This is a genomic window from uncultured Tenacibaculum sp., from assembly GCF_947502995.1.
GTDB lineage: Bacteria > Bacteroidota > Bacteroidia > Flavobacteriales > Flavobacteriaceae > Polaribacter.
The window spans coordinates 74777-91316 of sequence record NZ_CANNBW010000001.1 but is presented as its reverse complement, the minus strand read 5'-3'; the positions used below and the strand labels follow the sequence as shown (position 1 = coordinate 91316).

The following is a 16540-nucleotide window of genomic DNA, read 5'->3' as shown; positions in this document are numbered from 1 at the left end:
ATCGAGTATTCTTTATCTAACTAGTATAAATTAAAAAGATTTTGAAATGAAAAAACTAATTCTCTTATTAACTTTTATTGGAATATTGATTTCTTGTGAAGAAGAAAATCAAAGTGAAATTGTTGATATTCGCGTAAATCATTACAAAAACACCGCTGTAGGTTTATCTCCTCAGTTTACACTTTTAATTCAAGAAGGAGCTATTTTAAATACTGATACTTGGCATAATTTCTATTCCTCTATTGAAGGATTCACTTATGAACCAGGTTTTATTTATGCATTGTCTGTAAAAAAAGAAACAATTCGAAATCCTCCTCAAGACGCTAGTTCTTTTAAATATTCATTACAAAAAATACTTTCTAAAGAGAAAGTAAGTGAAGATGTTTCTTTTGAATTAACATTAAAACTTGAGGGAGATAATTTTGTAAATACTTCTTCTTCTAACTTTTTAATTCTAGATGCAATTACAATTAACTGTGAAAATTTATGTCAGGAATTAGAAAACAAACTACAAACTGAAAATAATGTATCTGGAACTTTTAAACATATCGATGAAAATAATTTACAATTGATTAGTTTAAATTAATCCATTTTAACAATAAAAAAAGCAACCAAATTGGTTGCTTTTTCATTTATGCTGGTATCATCCATTTAAATTTAAAATCTGTTTCCGGAATTACAATTCTTTCTGTAATACGGTACATTCTGTCTGGCAACTTCATTAAATAATCTCTTGCCTTCTCAGCTTCTGCAGTTAAGCCTGTAATTTTATCAATCTCCCAAGTTGCATTTAATTTTCTAAGAATATCTACATAATCGAAACCTGTGTAAACTCCTATACGTTGTGCTACAGTTGAAAAATCATCAAAAAGAGTTCCTTTTTCATTAAAAGATTCGCGTAAGTGCATTGCTGGCATCACAATTTTATGTCTCATCATTTTTTCAAAAGCTAACATCATTTCACTAGGATCTATGGCAAAAATCTCTTTTACAAATGCTGTATAAGCTTTATGATGTCTCATTTCGTCACCCGCAATAATCTTAGACATTCTAGCCAATAATTTATGACCTTTCTTACGAGCAATTTTAGCTACATTATTGTGTGACACATAAGTTGCTAATTCTTGAAAACTTGTATATACGAAATTCTTATATGGATCTGTAGAAGTACCAATATCGAAACCATCTGCAATTAAATGCTGAGTAGAAATTTCTACTTCACGCATATTAACTCTTCCAGAAAGGTATAAGTATTTATTTAAAACATCTCCGTGACGATTTTCTTCTGCAGTCCAAGCTCTCACCCATTTAGCCCAACCATTATCTGGATCTTGAGTTACTCCATCTAAATCCATTAACCAAGATTCGTAAGTAGGTAAAGCTTCTTCAGTAATAGTATCTCCTACTAAAACCACCCAAAAATCATCATCTAACTCTTTAGAGATTTCTCTAATCTCTTTGACCTCTTCTATGAAATTATCACTTTGTGAATTCGGCAAAAAATCTGTTGGTTGCCAGATTTTTTCAACGGGAATTAAAAAATCATCTACAAAACCATGGATTTTACTTTCCAAGGTTTTCATCACTTCTTTTCTTATATTTTTTATCGACATTAATCTAGTTGTTTTAAGCTACAACAGCACCTGTAACATCAGCTTCTACTTTAGCTAATAAGTCATCAAACGGTAAACTGTCTATCTTTATTGGTTCGTGTGTTGTAATTTTTATCGGACTTCCAATTCCTAAAGGAAATTTTCCATACTTAAATACTTTCCATGAATTATTTATAGTTAAAGGCACTACATAACTATCAGGATTGTATTTTACAAGCATTTTAAGTCCATTAGAAGCAAAACTTTTTGGTTTTCCGTTTCTACTTCTTGTTCCTTCAGGGAAAATAGCTGCTGACCAGTTATTTTTATGTATTCTTTTAGCAAATTCAATCATTTCTGTAATTGCTTGCTTTCTATCTTTTCTATCTATTAAAGCTGCACCTCCATGCTTTAAATTGAAAGAAATACTAGGAATACCTTTTCCTAATTCTTTTTTTGAAACGAATTTTGGACAGTGTTTTCTGAAATACCAAATGATTGGAGGAATATCGAACATACTTTGATGATTCGACACGAAAATAATCGTTTGATTTTCTGGGATTTTATACTTGTTTTCTACACGTACTGGCACACCTAAAATTAGTAATGATTTTACTAAAAACCAGTTCATAATATTTACTATTTTCTGATGACCATTTTGTCCACCTAATTTTAATCCTAACCATTGGATTGGATGAAAAATTATAAGTAGTAAAAAAAATACTAGTGCAAAAATTGAGGATAAAAAATAACTTATGAGCTTCATTTTATTAAAATAAGATTCCCGCTAGATGCGGGAATTAAGTTTTCAATTTTAAGATAACCAGTTAGACCATGGAATTCTTGACAAAACAAATAGCAAGGCTATTCCGTAAAAAATGGTAAAGGTTTTAAATTTAGATTCGCTTTTAACTTGTTTTTTATGCTTAGACCAACCTATTGTGATTAAAGTAATTGCTAAAATCATCATTATTGGGTGCTCAATGGCTAATAAACGATTTGTAGCGTCTACACCGTTTGCTTTCATTGATTTATACCAAGGAGACATAAAATACCATCCTAAACCTATTAATAATTGAATGTGAGCAGTAATTAAAGTGAACAATCCTAAGCGGAAATCTTTATGCGTAAATTCTTTTTTCTGTACTAATCCTATTACAGCATTTACAACAGCAAAAATTAATACTGCTAATGCAATGTAAGCCCAATAAGAGTGAACTGTTTTCATCATAATTAGTTAGTTTATTTATAGTGTAAAAGTACTGAATTTTATGCATAAAAAAACCACCTCATTTGAGGTGGTTTTAAAAAATATGGTGAATATCTTAGTTAAAGATATATCTAAGACCGATTTGTGCTTGCCATCTAGAAGATTGGATTCCTCTATCATCAATTTGATCGATAGTAATAGTTCTATTTGGATCGAAAGTGAATTCTGGGTTAGCAGTTCCACCACCACCTTCAACTTCGATTAAACTAACATCACTAGCAAAATATGTTTTACCCCAGTTCTTATTTAATAAGTTTGTGAAGTTAAAGATATCTGCACTTAATTGTAATGTATGCTTTTGTCCAAATGCATTAACTGTGAAATCTTGTAAGAATTTTAAATCTACTACGTGAGAGAATCTAGCTCTATCTCCGTTTCTTTCAGCGTAAGTACCTCTTCTAGTTCTTAAGTAATCATCATTTTCTATATAAGCGTTTAAAGCATCCCACTGCTCAGCAGCAGTTACAGTAGTACCATTATCTACAAAATCAACTAAGTTAATTTCAGAAGCACTAGCTGGTACATAAATTAATGCGTTATCTCTTGAATCGTCATTTAATAAATCACGTCCTCCGTATACATAAGAGAAAGGTCTTCCTTCTTGACCATTATAGAATAAACCGATAGTAGTCTTTAAGTTTTCGTTCCATTTGAAATCTGCACTTACGTTAGCAAAAATTCTACTTCCTTGATCGAAACCAGATCTACCTAATTGAGGGTTACCATTTTTACCATTTACAGTAACAATACCTCTCCATTGAGAACTGTTCTGAGATGAAGTACCGTCAAAGATACTAGTAGAAGAACCATAAGAATAAGTAGCAGAAGAATAAACATCAATTAAAGAACTCTTGAATGTATTTCTAGCTGTGAAAGATGTATTCCAAGAGCTACCAACATCTGTGTTAGAAGCTAAAATAATTCTTCCATAAGTATTATCGATAGAACCTCTTCTGTTATAGAAAGGTCTGTTATCAGCTCCTACTAACGTTCCTACTGCATCAGGAATGTTTAAGTTTTCGTAGAAAATTGCAGATAAATTATCGTTGTAAACAAAGTCAGCAGATACAGAGAAACCAGCTGGTAACTTTCTATCAACAGCAATGTTATATTTTACTACTTGTGGTAATTGGAAATCTGGAGTAAATAAATCTACATTTCCTCCTGTGAATCCTGAACCTGGAGCAACACCGATTGGTTGTGTATTGATATCTGGGTTGAATGTTAAACCTGTTGCATCCTCGAAGTTTCCTTGAGTAACACCATTGTTGTTATATGTACCTCCTGGCCATACTAATGGTAATCTAGATACGAAGATACCCATACCTCCACGAATTTGAGTAGTAGCTTTTCCATCTACATCCCAGTTAAATCCTAATCTTGGAGAAATGTATAATCTAGAATTAACTCCTTGACCAACTCTTGCTCCTTGTAAATCTTTACCTGCAGCTTGTAATAAAGCAACAGTTCTTGTATTAAAATCGTTGTTTACAGCACCGTCTTCCCATACTGGAATATCGAAACGTAAACCTGCAGTAATTTTTAAGTTATCTGTGAAATCAACTTCATCTTGAACATAGAAACCAAATTGCTTAGTTCCAAATTCAGCAGCACCAGTAGAATTATCACCAACACTATTAGAAATTAATGAGTAGTTTCTTTCGTAGTCAACTAAGTTTGTATTGTTGATGAAATCATCAACAGACTCGTATACGTATGTTCCGTAGTTAGAAGCAAAGAATAAGTTCTTTACATCTGTAAATTCGTTGTGAGTACCTAAAGTAACAGTGTGTTTACCGTAGTAAATGTTAAAGTTGTTTGTTACTGTTAATACATCAGTATTTAATAAGTTCGCTGTAGAAAAACGCTCAGCTCCAAACTGGATACCGTCAAAACCAAAAGTATTAATACCATCTCCAATTACTACAGTTGGGAATGGGTTTCCAAATGGAGATCTATCATCTCTTACTCTTGTATAACCAACTAATAAACTGTTTGCTATTTTATCTCCTTGGTAATTCCACTCTAAAGAAGAAGAGTTTGTGTTACTGATGAAAAACTCAGAACCATTAGAAAAACCTAAACTTCTAGAACCAGAACTTCTAGTTTCTAAATTTTCTGCACTTACATAAGTGTGTTTTAATAAAAGCTTGTTTCTATCGTTGATATTCCAGTCGATTTTAGCAGTAATCTTATCACTCTGTAGAGTTCTTAATGCATTTTCGAAACTTCCGATATCATATCCGTAAGTATTTAATACGTGATCTCTTAATCTTGTGATATCAGCTGCATTAGAATCACCGTCATAGTTTTCAATTGCGAATGGTTGTGGTAATTCATCATCTTGTCTTTCATAGTTTACGAAGAAGAATAATTTATCTTCTATTACTGGACCTCCGATTCTTACACCATAAGTATTAGCAGTAAACTCACCTAATTTTTGTCTACCATTAGAACCAACTAAATCTACTGGAGTTTTACCTGCTAAATCTTCGTTTCTTGTGAAGAAATAAGCAGATCCTTCGAATTTGTTAGTTCCTGATCTTGTAATTGCGTTAATCGCACCTCCTGTAAAACCAGATTGTCTTACATCGAATGGAGCGATGTTTACTTGAAACTGCTCAATTGCATCAATAGAGAAAGGACTTACTCCTGTTTGTCCTCCATTTGTTCCTGAACCAGCTAAACCGAATACATCGTTATTTACAGCTCCATCAATATAGATAGAGTTATATCTGTTATTTTGTCCACTAATAGAAATTGAGAATCCATCATCTCCTTCACTAATCTGAGTTTGAGGAGTTAATCTTACGAAATCTGCAACAGAACGTGAAGCAGATGCTAACGTAGCGATTTCTCTTTTTCCGATAGTAGTTTCAGAACCTGTTTTATTACCATCAATTAATCCATCTCTTTGAGCGTTAATTACAACTTCTTCAAGTTGGTTTGAATCTTCTCTAAGAGATAAGTTGAATTTTTTAGATTGACCTAATGTTAAGTAAATCCCACTATTCTCTATTGTTTGGAAACCAACAAAAGAAATAGTTAACTTATATGGTCCACCTGTTCTCATGTTAGAAATTCTAAAGAATCCATCAAGATCTGTAGAAGCACCATACTTAGTTCCTGAAGGTGTATGTACTAAAAGTACATTTGCACCTGGTAACGGTTCTCCTGTGTTATCGGTAATCTTACCTGAAGCAGAAGACGAAGTTACCCCTTGACCTAAAACTGTTGTTACAACAAACAGTAAAGATACTAGTAGTAAATTTTTGAAATTTTTCATTGTCCTTTATATAATGTAATTAAAACGAAGCAAAATTCACTCTTTTTAATATTTCCAATATTAAATAAATGTTAACTTTTTTAACGATCCTTTAAGAATATTCCGTTAGTTTTAATTTTTAGGACTAATTTTTTAGGAGTTTTTTAGCTAATTCTTTCCCTAATTCGACACCAAATTGGTCGTAAGAGTATATGTTCCAAACAATTCCCTGTACAAAAATCTTGTGTTCATATAATGAAACTAACTTTCCTAAAGATTTAGGTGTTAATTTATCAAATAAGATTCCGTTGCTCGGTCTGTTCCCAGAAAATACTTTATAAGGTAATAAAGAATTAATTTTTTCCATTTCTCCAGAAGCTTTTAATTCTAAATGAACCTCTTCTTTTGTTTTACCAAAAGCAAGTGCTTCCATTTGGGCATTGTAGTTTGCCATTAATTTATTGTGATGATCTTCTAAACCGTGTAACGATTCTTTAAATCCTATAAAATCTGTTGGTATTAACTTTGTACCTTGATGAACTAACTGCATAAATGCATGTTGCATGTTTGTACCTGTACTCCCCCAAACAATTGTTCCTGTTTGATAAGTTATTTCATTTCCGTCTCTATCAACTCCTTTTCCGTTACTTTCCATAACAGCTTGCTGAAGATAATCTGGAAGTTTTGATAAGTATTGTGTGTATGGTAGAATTGCTTCTGTTTCTGCTCCATAGAAATTGTTATACCAAACGCTTAATAAAGCTAAAATCACAGGTATGTTTTCATCAAAATCGGTAGTTCTGAAATGGATATCCATTTCTTCTGCTCCGTTTAATAATTCCCTAAAATTATCGAATCCGACAGCTAAGCTTATTGATAAGCCTACTGCAGACCATAAAGAGAATCTTCCTCCAACCCAATTCCACATTGGGAAAACATTATTTTTATCAATACCAAAATCATAAACTGCGTCTAAGTTTGTAGAAACCGCAACAAAATGTTTTGCTACATCGAAAATTGATCCTGATTTTAAAAACCAATTTTTAATTGTATTGGCATTACTAATTGTTTCTTGAGTTGTAAATGTTTTTGATACAATTACAAAAAGTGTTGTTTCAGGATTTAAATTCTTTAATACCTCTGAAACGTGATCTCCATCTACATTAGAAACAAAATGTGTATTTAATTTATTCTTATAAAACTTTAGTCCTTCAACAATCATATCTGGACCTAAATCTGAACCTCCGATACCAATATTTACAACATCGGTAATAGACTTTCCAGAATACCCTTTCCACTTTCCAGAAATTACTTTATTACTAAAAGCTCTAATTTTTCTTAGTGCGGTTTGAACTTTTGGTTTGATATCTTTTCCGTCGACTAAAACTGGCTCTTCAGAAGTACTTCTTAGTGCCGTATGTAATACAGCTCTACCTTCAGTAACATTTATCGTTTCTCCTGTAAAATATTTCTCAATTGCATCTTTTAACTCTACCTCATTAGCTAATTCAACTAATAAATCTAAAGTTTCTCTAGTGATTCTATTTTTTGAAAAATCAACTTCTAAATCATCAACTGTAACAGAGAAATTTTCTTTTCTACTCTCATCTGTCCTAAACAATTCTTTTAAGTTTAAGTTTTTAGATGCTTCAAAATGATCTGTTAATTTTTTCCAAGTTTCAGTTTGAGTTGGATTATAGTTTTTCAGAGCCATGGATTGATTAATTTTTAGCGATGGTTTTATCCTCTTCTGTTTTTTCTAATTCTTCTGTTTCTAAAACATCTTCAATAACAGGTAAAGGAATTTTATTTAGTTGTTCTTTTAACGGGCTTATAAACTCGAAATATTTTGGTTTAAGGCTATCTACCATTGGTTTAGCTGTAGGAAGTTTTTGTCTGAAAGGATCTACTTGTTTTCCATTCTTCCAGAATCGGTAGCATACGTGTGGTCCACTTGTATTTCCGGTCATTCCAACCCAACCAATAACATCTCCTTGTTTTACATATTCACCAACACGAACTTTACGTCTTTTCATATGTAAGTATTGAGTAGAATAAGTACTATTATGCTTTACTTTTACATAATTTCCGTTTCCTCCTCTTCGTGCAGATTCTACTACAGTTCCACTTGCCGTAGTCATAATTGGAGTTCCATAAGCGGCAGCAAAATCTGTACCTCGGTGAGGTCTAACTTTATTTCCGTATAAAGCTATACGTCTTCTTAAATTATATCTTGAAGAAATTCGATATTGAAATTTTATTGGTGATTTTAAAAACTGTCTCCTTAACAATCCTGCTTCATCATCATAATAATCTACATCTCCCTTAATAGAATCGGCTACATAACGATAGGCATATAAATCGGTTCCTTTATGATTAAATACTGCTGCTTTAATTTTTCCATATCCAACAGGAACAGTATCGTTAATAAATTTCTGTTCAAAAATTAATTTGAATGTATCATCTTTTTGAAGTCTATAAAAATCTACAGTCCAAGAATAAATATCAGCTACTTCATTTGCTAAAGTAGCTCCGTAACCTAATGTATCTAAGGCTTGAGAAAAATTATCTATAATTTTTCCAGAAACTTCTCTTTCAATAATTTTTACGGGTTCTTTGTAGGTGTATGCTTCTATAATAGAATCTTTAAAATTGATTACAGTAGATTCTATTCTATTATGTTTATAAATAAAAACTTGAGCTGTTTGAGTTGTATCTTTTGACGCTAGAATAGTATAAGGTTTTCCGGCTCTTACTTTTCTAACATCGAAAGTATCTTTGATTTTAGTTGAAATCGCATTAATTTTTGGATAAAAAACATGATGACGATCTAAGATAATTCCAAAGCTTTCACCACTTTTAATCGTGTCATTAATTACTGTATAGTTATCGATATTAAAACCATATTCAATAACTGGTTCAGGCTCTTTAACTTCTATAACCTCTTCAGGTGTTTCTTCTACTTTTTCTTGCTTACAAGAAACTGATAAAATAATAATGAATAAAAAAATACACGAATAGTAACTAACCTTCACCTCTTTGTTTTTTGCTCCTCTAAAGAAACAAATGTACAAATAATTGCTTTCGCTAAGGTTACTTTAACACAATGTAAACAACTAAAACGATTTAGTCGTAAACAACCTCAAACGGATTCGCTAAACCTTTATAAGCCTCTAATTCTGCTCTAAGTGAACCAACAGCCAAAGAAGCCTTCATTTTAATTGGAATTTTATTGTCGTCTGCAGTAATCCAGATTGTAACACTTTCTTCTGCTTTAAAAACTCTTCCGGCTTGAACTAAAGGCCTGAATTTCTGCGTTCTTAGCTTACCAAATTTAGTTTTTATAGTTTCAAATCCTAAACAATGTAATTTAAAAGGGTAAGCTTTTTCATCAAAAAACATAGAAACATCTATTTCATCACCTGCTTTAAGATTTTTTGTATCATGACTTCTTAAAAAGTAAAAAGTTGAGATCATGTCTTGTGGACCTTTTACTGAAAAAACGCTATCTTTTTTCTTAAGAAAATCTTGAACACGTGCAGTGTTCTTATTATGATCAAAAGTAATTTGTTTGTCTTTTTTATAACCTCCTTCATTTATTTTTCTTTTAAATAAATAAGGCTTCACTTCTGGAGTAGTAAAATAACTTTCGTATTTATCTTCTACTTTAAAAAACCAACCTACAACTGTTGAAGTTGTTCCTTCTCCTGTTGCGTGAAGTACTTTTTTTCCCTCTAGCTGAGTTTCTTGTAAAGATAATGTTGCTGTACCAGCCTTTAAAAAACCACTATAACTCATTCTATATTGTAACCATTCTCCTCCCTTAAAGGCTGGAGTAGTAGCTATAGTTTCTTGTGAAAAAACTTTACTAACTATCAATAGAAGAGCTAAAAAAAATATCGTCTTTCTCATACTTTCAAACTTATAAAAAAAGAATGACAATTATTGTTCCAAAAAAATTTATTAGCAATTTTATAACTAAAACTGAACTCTAAAAACTACGTTTGGAGTAAAACCTAAAGAAAAGGTATCTACAGTATTTATTATACTACGAGAAGGGTTTAGAGGATCTACTGCCTCCTCATAAGTTCGCCTCAAAATATTCTTTCTATTATAAATATTGATAAATGAGAGTCCTATTTTTGATTTCACTTTTCTTTTTTTACTCCAATAAAAATCATAGGTTGCAGATGCATCTAAACGATGAAAATTTGGCAACTGTTTTTGATTTCTATTTTCAATTTTCTGTGACAACTGTTCTTGTTCAATATCAAATCCACCATCTACAACATCACTAAATGGTAAACCTGTTCTGAAAGTCCATCCTAATGAAAAATCGAAATTACCAAACTTTAATTGTTGTGCTACATACAATGCATTTGAAATATTAAAATTTCCTTTAAAAGATTTTCCATCATTAAACCCAGTGAAATCCATTGTGTTTTCACCAAATGTATAACTTACCCAAGAGCTAATATTTGAAGTCCATTTTTTCTTCAATAGTATATCTATCCCTAAAACAGCTGCTTTTCCATTGAAAATAGTTTCGGAAGAACTATTGTCAAGACCAGTGGATAAAGAAGTTAATCCTTCTATATTCTTATAATAAGCTTCAGTATCTATTAACCAACCTCCTTTGTCGAATAAGAATCCAAAAGTTACTTGTTGACTTTTTAAAATAGGAACATTTTTACCATTAGAAATTGCCCACAATTCGTTTTCTAAACCAAAATCTGAAGTAAAAAACTCTATAATTTTACTCGTATATTGTTGTTTGATTTCTGCTGATGTATTTAACCAAAAAGAAGGAAGTACTTGAACTCTACCATATATCCTAGGCTCTAAAAAAGTCTTTTTTAACAAAGGCATATAACTAGTACGTAAGCCTACATTAAAATTATATTTTTTTGATTTACTTAATACATATTCAACTAATATTGTCTGTTGATTATTTGCTTTTTTATCACTTTCATTTGCTTTTTTAAATAAATCTAAATTCTCTTGATCTAAACTAAACGAAATATCACTTTGTGTAAACTGATATCCAAAATTCAATGCACTTATATCATTTAACTTCTGATTAAAAATAGAACTAAAAGTAACTTCCTTTACTTCGTTATTTTTAATAGTATAATCATAGATTGTTCCATCTCTTTTTTTATTTCCGTTATAAAAAAGTTTGTAATTTGTATAGTTTATATTTGTTTCTTGAGATAGGTTTTCACTCCAACCTCTGTTCCAAGTTATTCCATAACCCTCATTTTGAATATCAATAAAATCGAATCGAGATTGATTATCAACTTCATTATTCAACTCATACTCCAAATCATTTTTAATTCTAATTTGTTGTAATGATATTTTATTCTTGTCGTTGGGTTGATAAATTACTTTTGTATTAAAATCAATGAAACTAAAATTATTTTCATCTTCTATAAAAGGCTGTTCTTCAGCTTGCGTTTCTCCGTCAGCAATAGCAGTATTTTGAAATACTTTTTGAGAAAGTTTATCAAATGTCGGTGTATCTAACAAATCAGAAATAGATCTTCTAAAAGAAAATTGTACTCCTAATTTTTCTCCTAGAGGAATCGTAGTATTTACATCTGCATTTGTAAAATTGAATCCTGCTCCTGCACTTATCTTTTTGGGTATATCTGACATAGTTTCGATATCGATAACACCAGAAACATGATTTCCGTATTTAACATTTGAAGCATTTTTATATACTTTCACATTATCAACAACATAAGGGTTGAAAGCAGAAATAGACCCAAAGAAATGAGAAGTATTATATAATTTTATTCCATCAAAAAGAATTAAATTCTGGTCTGGTGTTCCTCCTCTAATATGAATTCCTGAAGCACTTTCAATAGGACTTTGAATACCTGGTAATTGCTGTGTACTTAATAAAACATCTGCTTCTGTTAAACCTGGTAAAACTCCCTGTTTCCTTGGTGTCAACAAAATTGAACCATCTGTATTTTTAGCAATTCCCGTAGTTAAATAGCTAGAAATTATAATCTCGTTAAGTGTTTGAGACGATTCTTTTAAATACACTGTTATGCTATTTTCTTTTTTCAATTCAGCTACTGTCTTTTGTATATTTTCATAACCAACAAAAGAAAAAGTAACAGTGTCTTTTTCATGTAAGCCTTTTAACTCAAAATAGCCTTTTTCATCTGTTCCTACACCTTTCTCTTTTGTAAAAACTGCAGCGTCTAGTAATGGAATTTTTGAATTTTCATCGAAAATATAACCCGAAATTTTGATGTTATCTGTATTAGAAACTATTGTGTAATAACGATCGTTAATCTTTTTAATTTTTAATCCTGTTTTCTTCTCTATTTGCTGAATTAAAACAGTTAATAAACTATCTTCATTATCAACATTTATTGATTTGTTTTCGATAATGTCTTCAGAAAAAGAAAACTTTATATTATACGTTTTTTCAATCGAGTTTAACACCTTTAACAAGGGTACTTGCTTCTCTTTTTGAGCAAAAAGAAAAGTATAAAACACGATAAAAATTAGGGATAATCGTACTCTTATCATTTCTACTCTTTAGATCGAAGTGTTACTTTTTTACCTTCTTCTAAATCGTAAGTTAAATTCATAGAAGTAGTAATTGTTTTTAATGCAATTTCTAGATCATTTGTTGGAAAACTTCCAGAGAAACGTTTGTCTAAATCGACATTATCTGAAATTACAGTAGCTCCATAAGTTTTAATTAAACTTTGCACTACAAATCGTAATGGTGTGTTTTTAAAACTACTTTCAAAGTTTTTCCAAGTTGGTGAAACTTCAGAAAAATTCCAGCTTTCAAATGCTGCATTTCCTATCTGACGAACTGCATCTCCTTGAGTTAAAATAAACTTTTCTTTATTTCTAACTACACGTACTTTTCCTTCAAAACAATGTACCTCTAAAAAGTTTTTATGTTGATTTACATTAAATTGAGTTCCTAATACAGCTACTGATCCTTCAGAAGTTACTACTTCGAATTTGCTTCCTTTTTTAACCTTGAAATATGCTTCTCCTTTAAGATTTAACTTTCTATTTTTTTTCCAATCTTTTTTATTGAATTCTAAAAAAGAATCTGAATTTAAAACTACCTCTGAACTATCTGGTAATAAAACAGCTAATTGCTCACCGAAATCTGTAGCGTATGTTTCGTTGGTATTGAATATTTGAAATAAACCAAATAAAAATATTAATGAAGCTGCAACACCGCTAACTAAATAATATCTATTTAATTTTCGCACAGGTTTTTGCTCTTTCTCATTAAACTTGGTTTTCTCCATGAAGGCATTAAATGACTTATCATTATCTACATAAGGAGTAGAAAATTCCGATGAACTTTCTAATATTTTTTTATAAGTAGAAAATTCTGACGAATTCTCTAAAACATTAAGTTCTTCGGAAGAAATGTTTCCTTCTATAAACTTATTTAATAATATTTCAAATTCTTGATTTTCCATTTCTTAAATACCTTCTATTTGATTTCTCAACTGCTTCAATGCTTTACTCATTCTCTTCTCAACTGTCTTAATAGAAATATTAAGTAAGTCTGCTATCTCTCTGTATTTCTTTTTATCTATCCTATTTAAAAGAAATACTTCTCTTTCATTATCTGGTAAATCTGCAATTGCAGATTCTAGTTTTTTTAAAAACTCTTGTTCCTCTAATAAAAACTCAGGATTCTCGTTAGTTCTATCGTTAATGTTTTTATTTAGTTTTTGATGTTCTAAAACTATTTTTTTGTGTTTTACCATATTTAAAAAAGCATTAGAAGCCATGGTAAACAATAACGATTTTACAGATTTAAATACTATCGTAGAACATTTTTTCCAGATTGTCATAAAACAATCTTGAATAATATCCTCAGCTACATCTATATCCCCACACTTATAATACACAAAATTACGTAATGCAGTTGCATTAGTTTTGTATACTTGTTCGAACACTTTCGAATCACACAATGATTTATCTCCTACTTCCATTACTGCAAAAATAACTCCTTTTAGTTCAATGAGTAATATTTTTTAACGTTCAATATTGAAAAGCAGAGCTTTATGAGAAAGAAAAGAACCAAATCGCTCTGCTTTTACTTTAAGAATCAACTTACATATAATTAATTTTTAAAAATCCTAAGTTCAACTTTTAATTATCTCCCTGATTCCCATTATCGTTATCATTGTCATTATCGTTTCCATCTTGGTCACCATCTTGACCTCCATTATCATTATCGTTTCCGCCTTGATCGCCATCTTGGCCTCCATTGTCATTATCGCTTCCGCCTTGGTCGCCCTCTTGGCCTCCGTTGTCATTATCGCTTCCGCCTTGGTCGCCATCTTGACCTCCGTTATCATTATCGCTTCCACCTTGGTCGCCATCTTGACTATCACTTAAATCAGTTAATTTGATATCATCTATAGCAGCTGAAGAACCGATAATCTCAACAATCAACTTGTATTTACCTGCTGGCACGTCTACAGGTAGCACTCTTGAAAAATTCACCCAACCATCTTGATTTTCTTCTACTTCAAACTTTATAAAAGCATTAGCAAAGTTTCCATAATCTGAACCTTGAGATCCATTATTATCTGTTTCTTCTCTTTCAATAATGACATTAAAAAGATATGGATCTCCCCAACCTGTGAAATTACCAGGCATATAATACTTAAATTCTAACTTAGCTCTTTCGACTGATAGACTTTCCTCTAAAACGAACTCAGTTTCTACTACCGCTTCAAAAAAACCACCACAAGCTCCCATATCTAAGCCCATGAATTGTGTGTCGTTCCCTTGAAAATCGTAACCATTCCACTCAGTAAAATCTTCTGATTTACCAATAAATAATGTTCCGCATTTACTCTCTTGTTCTTCATTAATATGAATTACAGGACTTCCTTCTACATGATCTCCGAATTGATTCACTACAAAACCTGCAGCATCATTTTCAAAGTCTATTGCGAAAATTGTTCTTCCTTCTGTTTGATTGTCTTGACCTTCTTGATTTTCTTCGCCTTGTTCATCAGGAAGACCTTCAAAACTTGTATCGGCGCAACCAAAAAAGACTGCTAAACTAATTCCTAAAAAAAGTGTACGAAATTGTTTCATTGTAAATGTTTTATTGTTGTTACAGGTTTAATACAACTCAACTTTTTTTTACCCTATGGTTTTGTTAAAATAAATTATTATCCGTCTCTAAATAAACCCCTAACACTGTTAACATTAATGATATTAACAAGCAAAATTCTCCAAAATGTTCCATAATTATATATAAAATTTGTTCCCTTGTTATTAATACAACAGAACAAATAAAAACCCTACAGTTTTATTTTTAAAAAGGTTTTAGAATAAAAAAACCGCATGTAAAACATGCAGTTTTCTATCTTTATTTTTTTAGTAAAGGTTTTGTAAATCGTTTTAAAAAGTTCCCCAATTCTCTAACTCTTCTTTACTCCATAAATATGGGAAGAAAACTCTTTTTTGATATTTAGGGTGTAAATACTTTCTCCAACTGCTTCCTCCTGTTGCCTCTAAATCGGTATCATTTCCTCCTAAATATTTTCCTGCAGCATTGTAATGTGCCATAACCCATTTTACATTTACTGTATAATCGTAATGTCGCATTGCTTTAATTAAAGCTTCATCTTTTTGAATATCTTCTGGAAGCTGTTGGAATTTCTTAGAAAGGTTAATATCATTATAATCTTCCATGAACTCCATAAACTCTCCCATGTATTTCTTTTCAAACAACTTTAATAATGTTGTTTTTTGACCTGTAGTATAATTTTTCCCTGCTGCTTGCCAATATAAATGATCGTACGCATTTTTAAATGACGAGTTACGATCTATAGTATCTCTAAATCGAATATCTATTAAGTTTATTAATTCTGTAGATGCAAATTCAATTTTTCTATATTGAGCACTTTGAAAACCACTGGCTGGTGTTAGTGTATTTCTGAATTTAAGATATTGTTCTACATCCATTCCATCTCCCATAACATCAAATGAACTGCATAGAACATCGAAATATCTACTTATTCTCATTAAATGTTTTGAAAATTTATCTGCAGAAATTTCTACACTTTTCGCTACTTGATCAATTTCCCAAAGAATCATTTTAAACAAAAGCTCGTTTACCTGATGATACATAATAAACACCATTTCATCTGGTTGTGTAGTTCTAGGGATTTGTAAACCTAATAATGCATCTGTTTGAATATAATCCCAATAAGTAATTGGTTTACTCCATAGTAAACCTTCTAGCATTGCCTCAACTGGCACTCCTAATTTATTATACTTTTCTTCTATTGCCTTCAGTAATTCTTCTCGACTCATTTGTTTTTTAGACTAAAGAATAAAAGAAGCCAAGATACAAGACTTTGCACACTTATAAGACTTCTATTT

At 31.0% G+C, this 16540-nt stretch carries 13 protein-coding genes; 1 reads left to right on the top strand and 12 read right to left on the bottom strand.

All coding sequences use genetic code 11. From position 1 onward, the window contains the following. The first annotated feature begins 46 nt into the window (after positions 1 to 46). A complete protein-coding gene (locus Q1A46_RS00420; RefSeq protein WP_299672716.1) occupies positions 47 to 586 on the top strand; it encodes a DUF4377 domain-containing protein in 540 nt (179 codons plus the stop codon). Positions 587 to 632: 46 nt separating this feature from the next. On the opposite strand, the gene Q1A46_RS00415 is transcribed toward Q1A46_RS00420, so the two are convergent. From Q1A46_RS00415 to Q1A46_RS00360, 12 genes are all read right to left on the bottom strand, one after another. Further along, entirely contained in the window at positions 633 to 1613 is a 981-nt protein-coding gene (locus Q1A46_RS00415; RefSeq protein WP_299672714.1) for an acyl-ACP desaturase, read from the bottom strand. Between the two features lie 13 nt (positions 1614 to 1626). Further along, on the bottom strand, positions 1627 to 2358 hold the full coding sequence (locus Q1A46_RS00410) for a 1-acyl-sn-glycerol-3-phosphate acyltransferase (RefSeq protein WP_299672711.1): 732 nt from the start codon (positions 2356 to 2358) through the stop codon (positions 1627 to 1629). 48 nt (positions 2359 to 2406) lie between these two features. Next, entirely contained in the window at positions 2407 to 2820 is a 414-nt protein-coding gene (locus Q1A46_RS00405; protein ID WP_299672708.1) for a hypothetical protein, read from the bottom strand. A gap of 97 nt (positions 2821 to 2917) precedes the next feature. Further along, on the bottom strand, positions 2918 to 6148 hold the full coding sequence (locus Q1A46_RS00400) for a TonB-dependent receptor (RefSeq protein WP_299672705.1): 3231 nt from the start codon (positions 6146 to 6148) through the stop codon (positions 2918 to 2920). 124 nt (positions 6149 to 6272) lie between these two features. Beyond that, positions 6273 to 7841, bottom strand: coding sequence for a glucose-6-phosphate isomerase (gene pgi / locus Q1A46_RS00395; protein ID WP_299672702.1), 1569 nt, complete (start codon positions 7839 to 7841; stop codon positions 6273 to 6275). 7 nt (positions 7842 to 7848) lie between these two features. After that, on the bottom strand, positions 7849 to 9162 hold the full coding sequence (locus Q1A46_RS00390) for a peptidoglycan DD-metalloendopeptidase family protein (RefSeq protein WP_299672699.1): 1314 nt from the start codon (positions 9160 to 9162) through the stop codon (positions 7849 to 7851). Between the two features lie 91 nt (positions 9163 to 9253). After that, entirely contained in the window at positions 9254 to 10039 is a 786-nt protein-coding gene (locus Q1A46_RS00385) for a DUF3108 domain-containing protein (RefSeq protein ID WP_299672697.1), read from the bottom strand. Positions 10040 to 10105: 66 nt separating this feature from the next. Beyond that, positions 10106 to 12676 (bottom strand): TonB-dependent receptor, encoded by a 2571-nt coding sequence (locus Q1A46_RS00380; RefSeq protein ID WP_299672694.1) that lies wholly within the window; start codon positions 12674 to 12676, stop codon positions 10106 to 10108. Positions 12677 to 12678: 2 nt separating this feature from the next. Then, complete coding sequence (locus Q1A46_RS00375) at positions 12679 to 13602, bottom strand: FecR family protein (RefSeq protein WP_299672691.1); 924 nt, start codon at positions 13600 to 13602, stop codon at positions 12679 to 12681. Positions 13603 to 13605: 3 nt separating this feature from the next. After that, positions 13606 to 14124, bottom strand: a complete 519-nt coding sequence (locus Q1A46_RS00370) for an RNA polymerase sigma factor (RefSeq protein ID WP_299672688.1) — start codon at positions 14122 to 14124, stop codon at positions 13606 to 13608. 160 nt (positions 14125 to 14284) lie between these two features. Continuing rightward, positions 14285 to 15244, bottom strand: coding sequence for a hypothetical protein (locus Q1A46_RS00365; protein WP_299672685.1), 960 nt, complete (start codon positions 15242 to 15244; stop codon positions 14285 to 14287). 309 nt (positions 15245 to 15553) lie between these two features. After that, on the bottom strand, positions 15554 to 16471 hold the full coding sequence (locus tag Q1A46_RS00360; RefSeq protein WP_299672682.1) for a tryptophan 2,3-dioxygenase family protein: 918 nt from the start codon (positions 16469 to 16471) through the stop codon (positions 15554 to 15556). Positions 16472 to 16540: the final 69 nt, after the last annotated feature.

Bases quoted from the DNA above. Each gene is read 5' to 3' on its own strand.
- Q1A46_RS00380 (WP_299672694.1), bottom strand. From the start codon at position 12,676: ATGATAAGAGTACGATTATCCCTAATTTTTATCGTGTTTTATACTTTT.
- Q1A46_RS00420 (WP_299672716.1), top strand. From the start codon at position 47: ATGAAAAAACTAATTCTCTTATTAACTTTTATTGGAATATTGATTTCT.
- Q1A46_RS00360 (WP_299672682.1), bottom strand. From the start codon at position 16,471: ATGAGTCGAGAAGAATTACTGAAGGCAATAGAAGAAAAGTATAATAAA.
- Q1A46_RS00370 (WP_299672688.1), bottom strand. From the start codon at position 14,124: ATGGAAGTAGGAGATAAATCATTGTGTGATTCGAAAGTGTTCGAACAA.
- Q1A46_RS00375 (WP_299672691.1), bottom strand. From the start codon at position 13,602: ATGGAAAATCAAGAATTTGAAATATTATTAAATAAGTTTATAGAAGGA.
- pgi (WP_299672702.1), bottom strand. From the start codon at position 7,841: ATGGCTCTGAAAAACTATAATCCAACTCAAACTGAAACTTGGAAAAAA.
- Q1A46_RS00415 (WP_299672714.1), bottom strand. From the start codon at position 1,613: ATGTCGATAAAAAATATAAGAAAAGAAGTGATGAAAACCTTGGAAAGT.
- Q1A46_RS00410 (WP_299672711.1), bottom strand. From the start codon at position 2,358: ATGAAGCTCATAAGTTATTTTTTATCCTCAATTTTTGCACTAGTATTT.
- Q1A46_RS00365 (WP_299672685.1), bottom strand. From the start codon at position 15,244: ATGAAACAATTTCGTACACTTTTTTTAGGAATTAGTTTAGCAGTCTTT.
- Q1A46_RS00385 (WP_299672697.1), bottom strand. From the start codon at position 10,039: ATGAGAAAGACGATATTTTTTTTAGCTCTTCTATTGATAGTTAGTAAA.
- Q1A46_RS00400 (WP_299672705.1), bottom strand. From the start codon at position 6,148: ATGAAAAATTTCAAAAATTTACTACTAGTATCTTTACTGTTTGTTGTA.
- Q1A46_RS00405 (WP_299672708.1), bottom strand. From the start codon at position 2,820: ATGAAAACAGTTCACTCTTATTGGGCTTACATTGCATTAGCAGTATTA.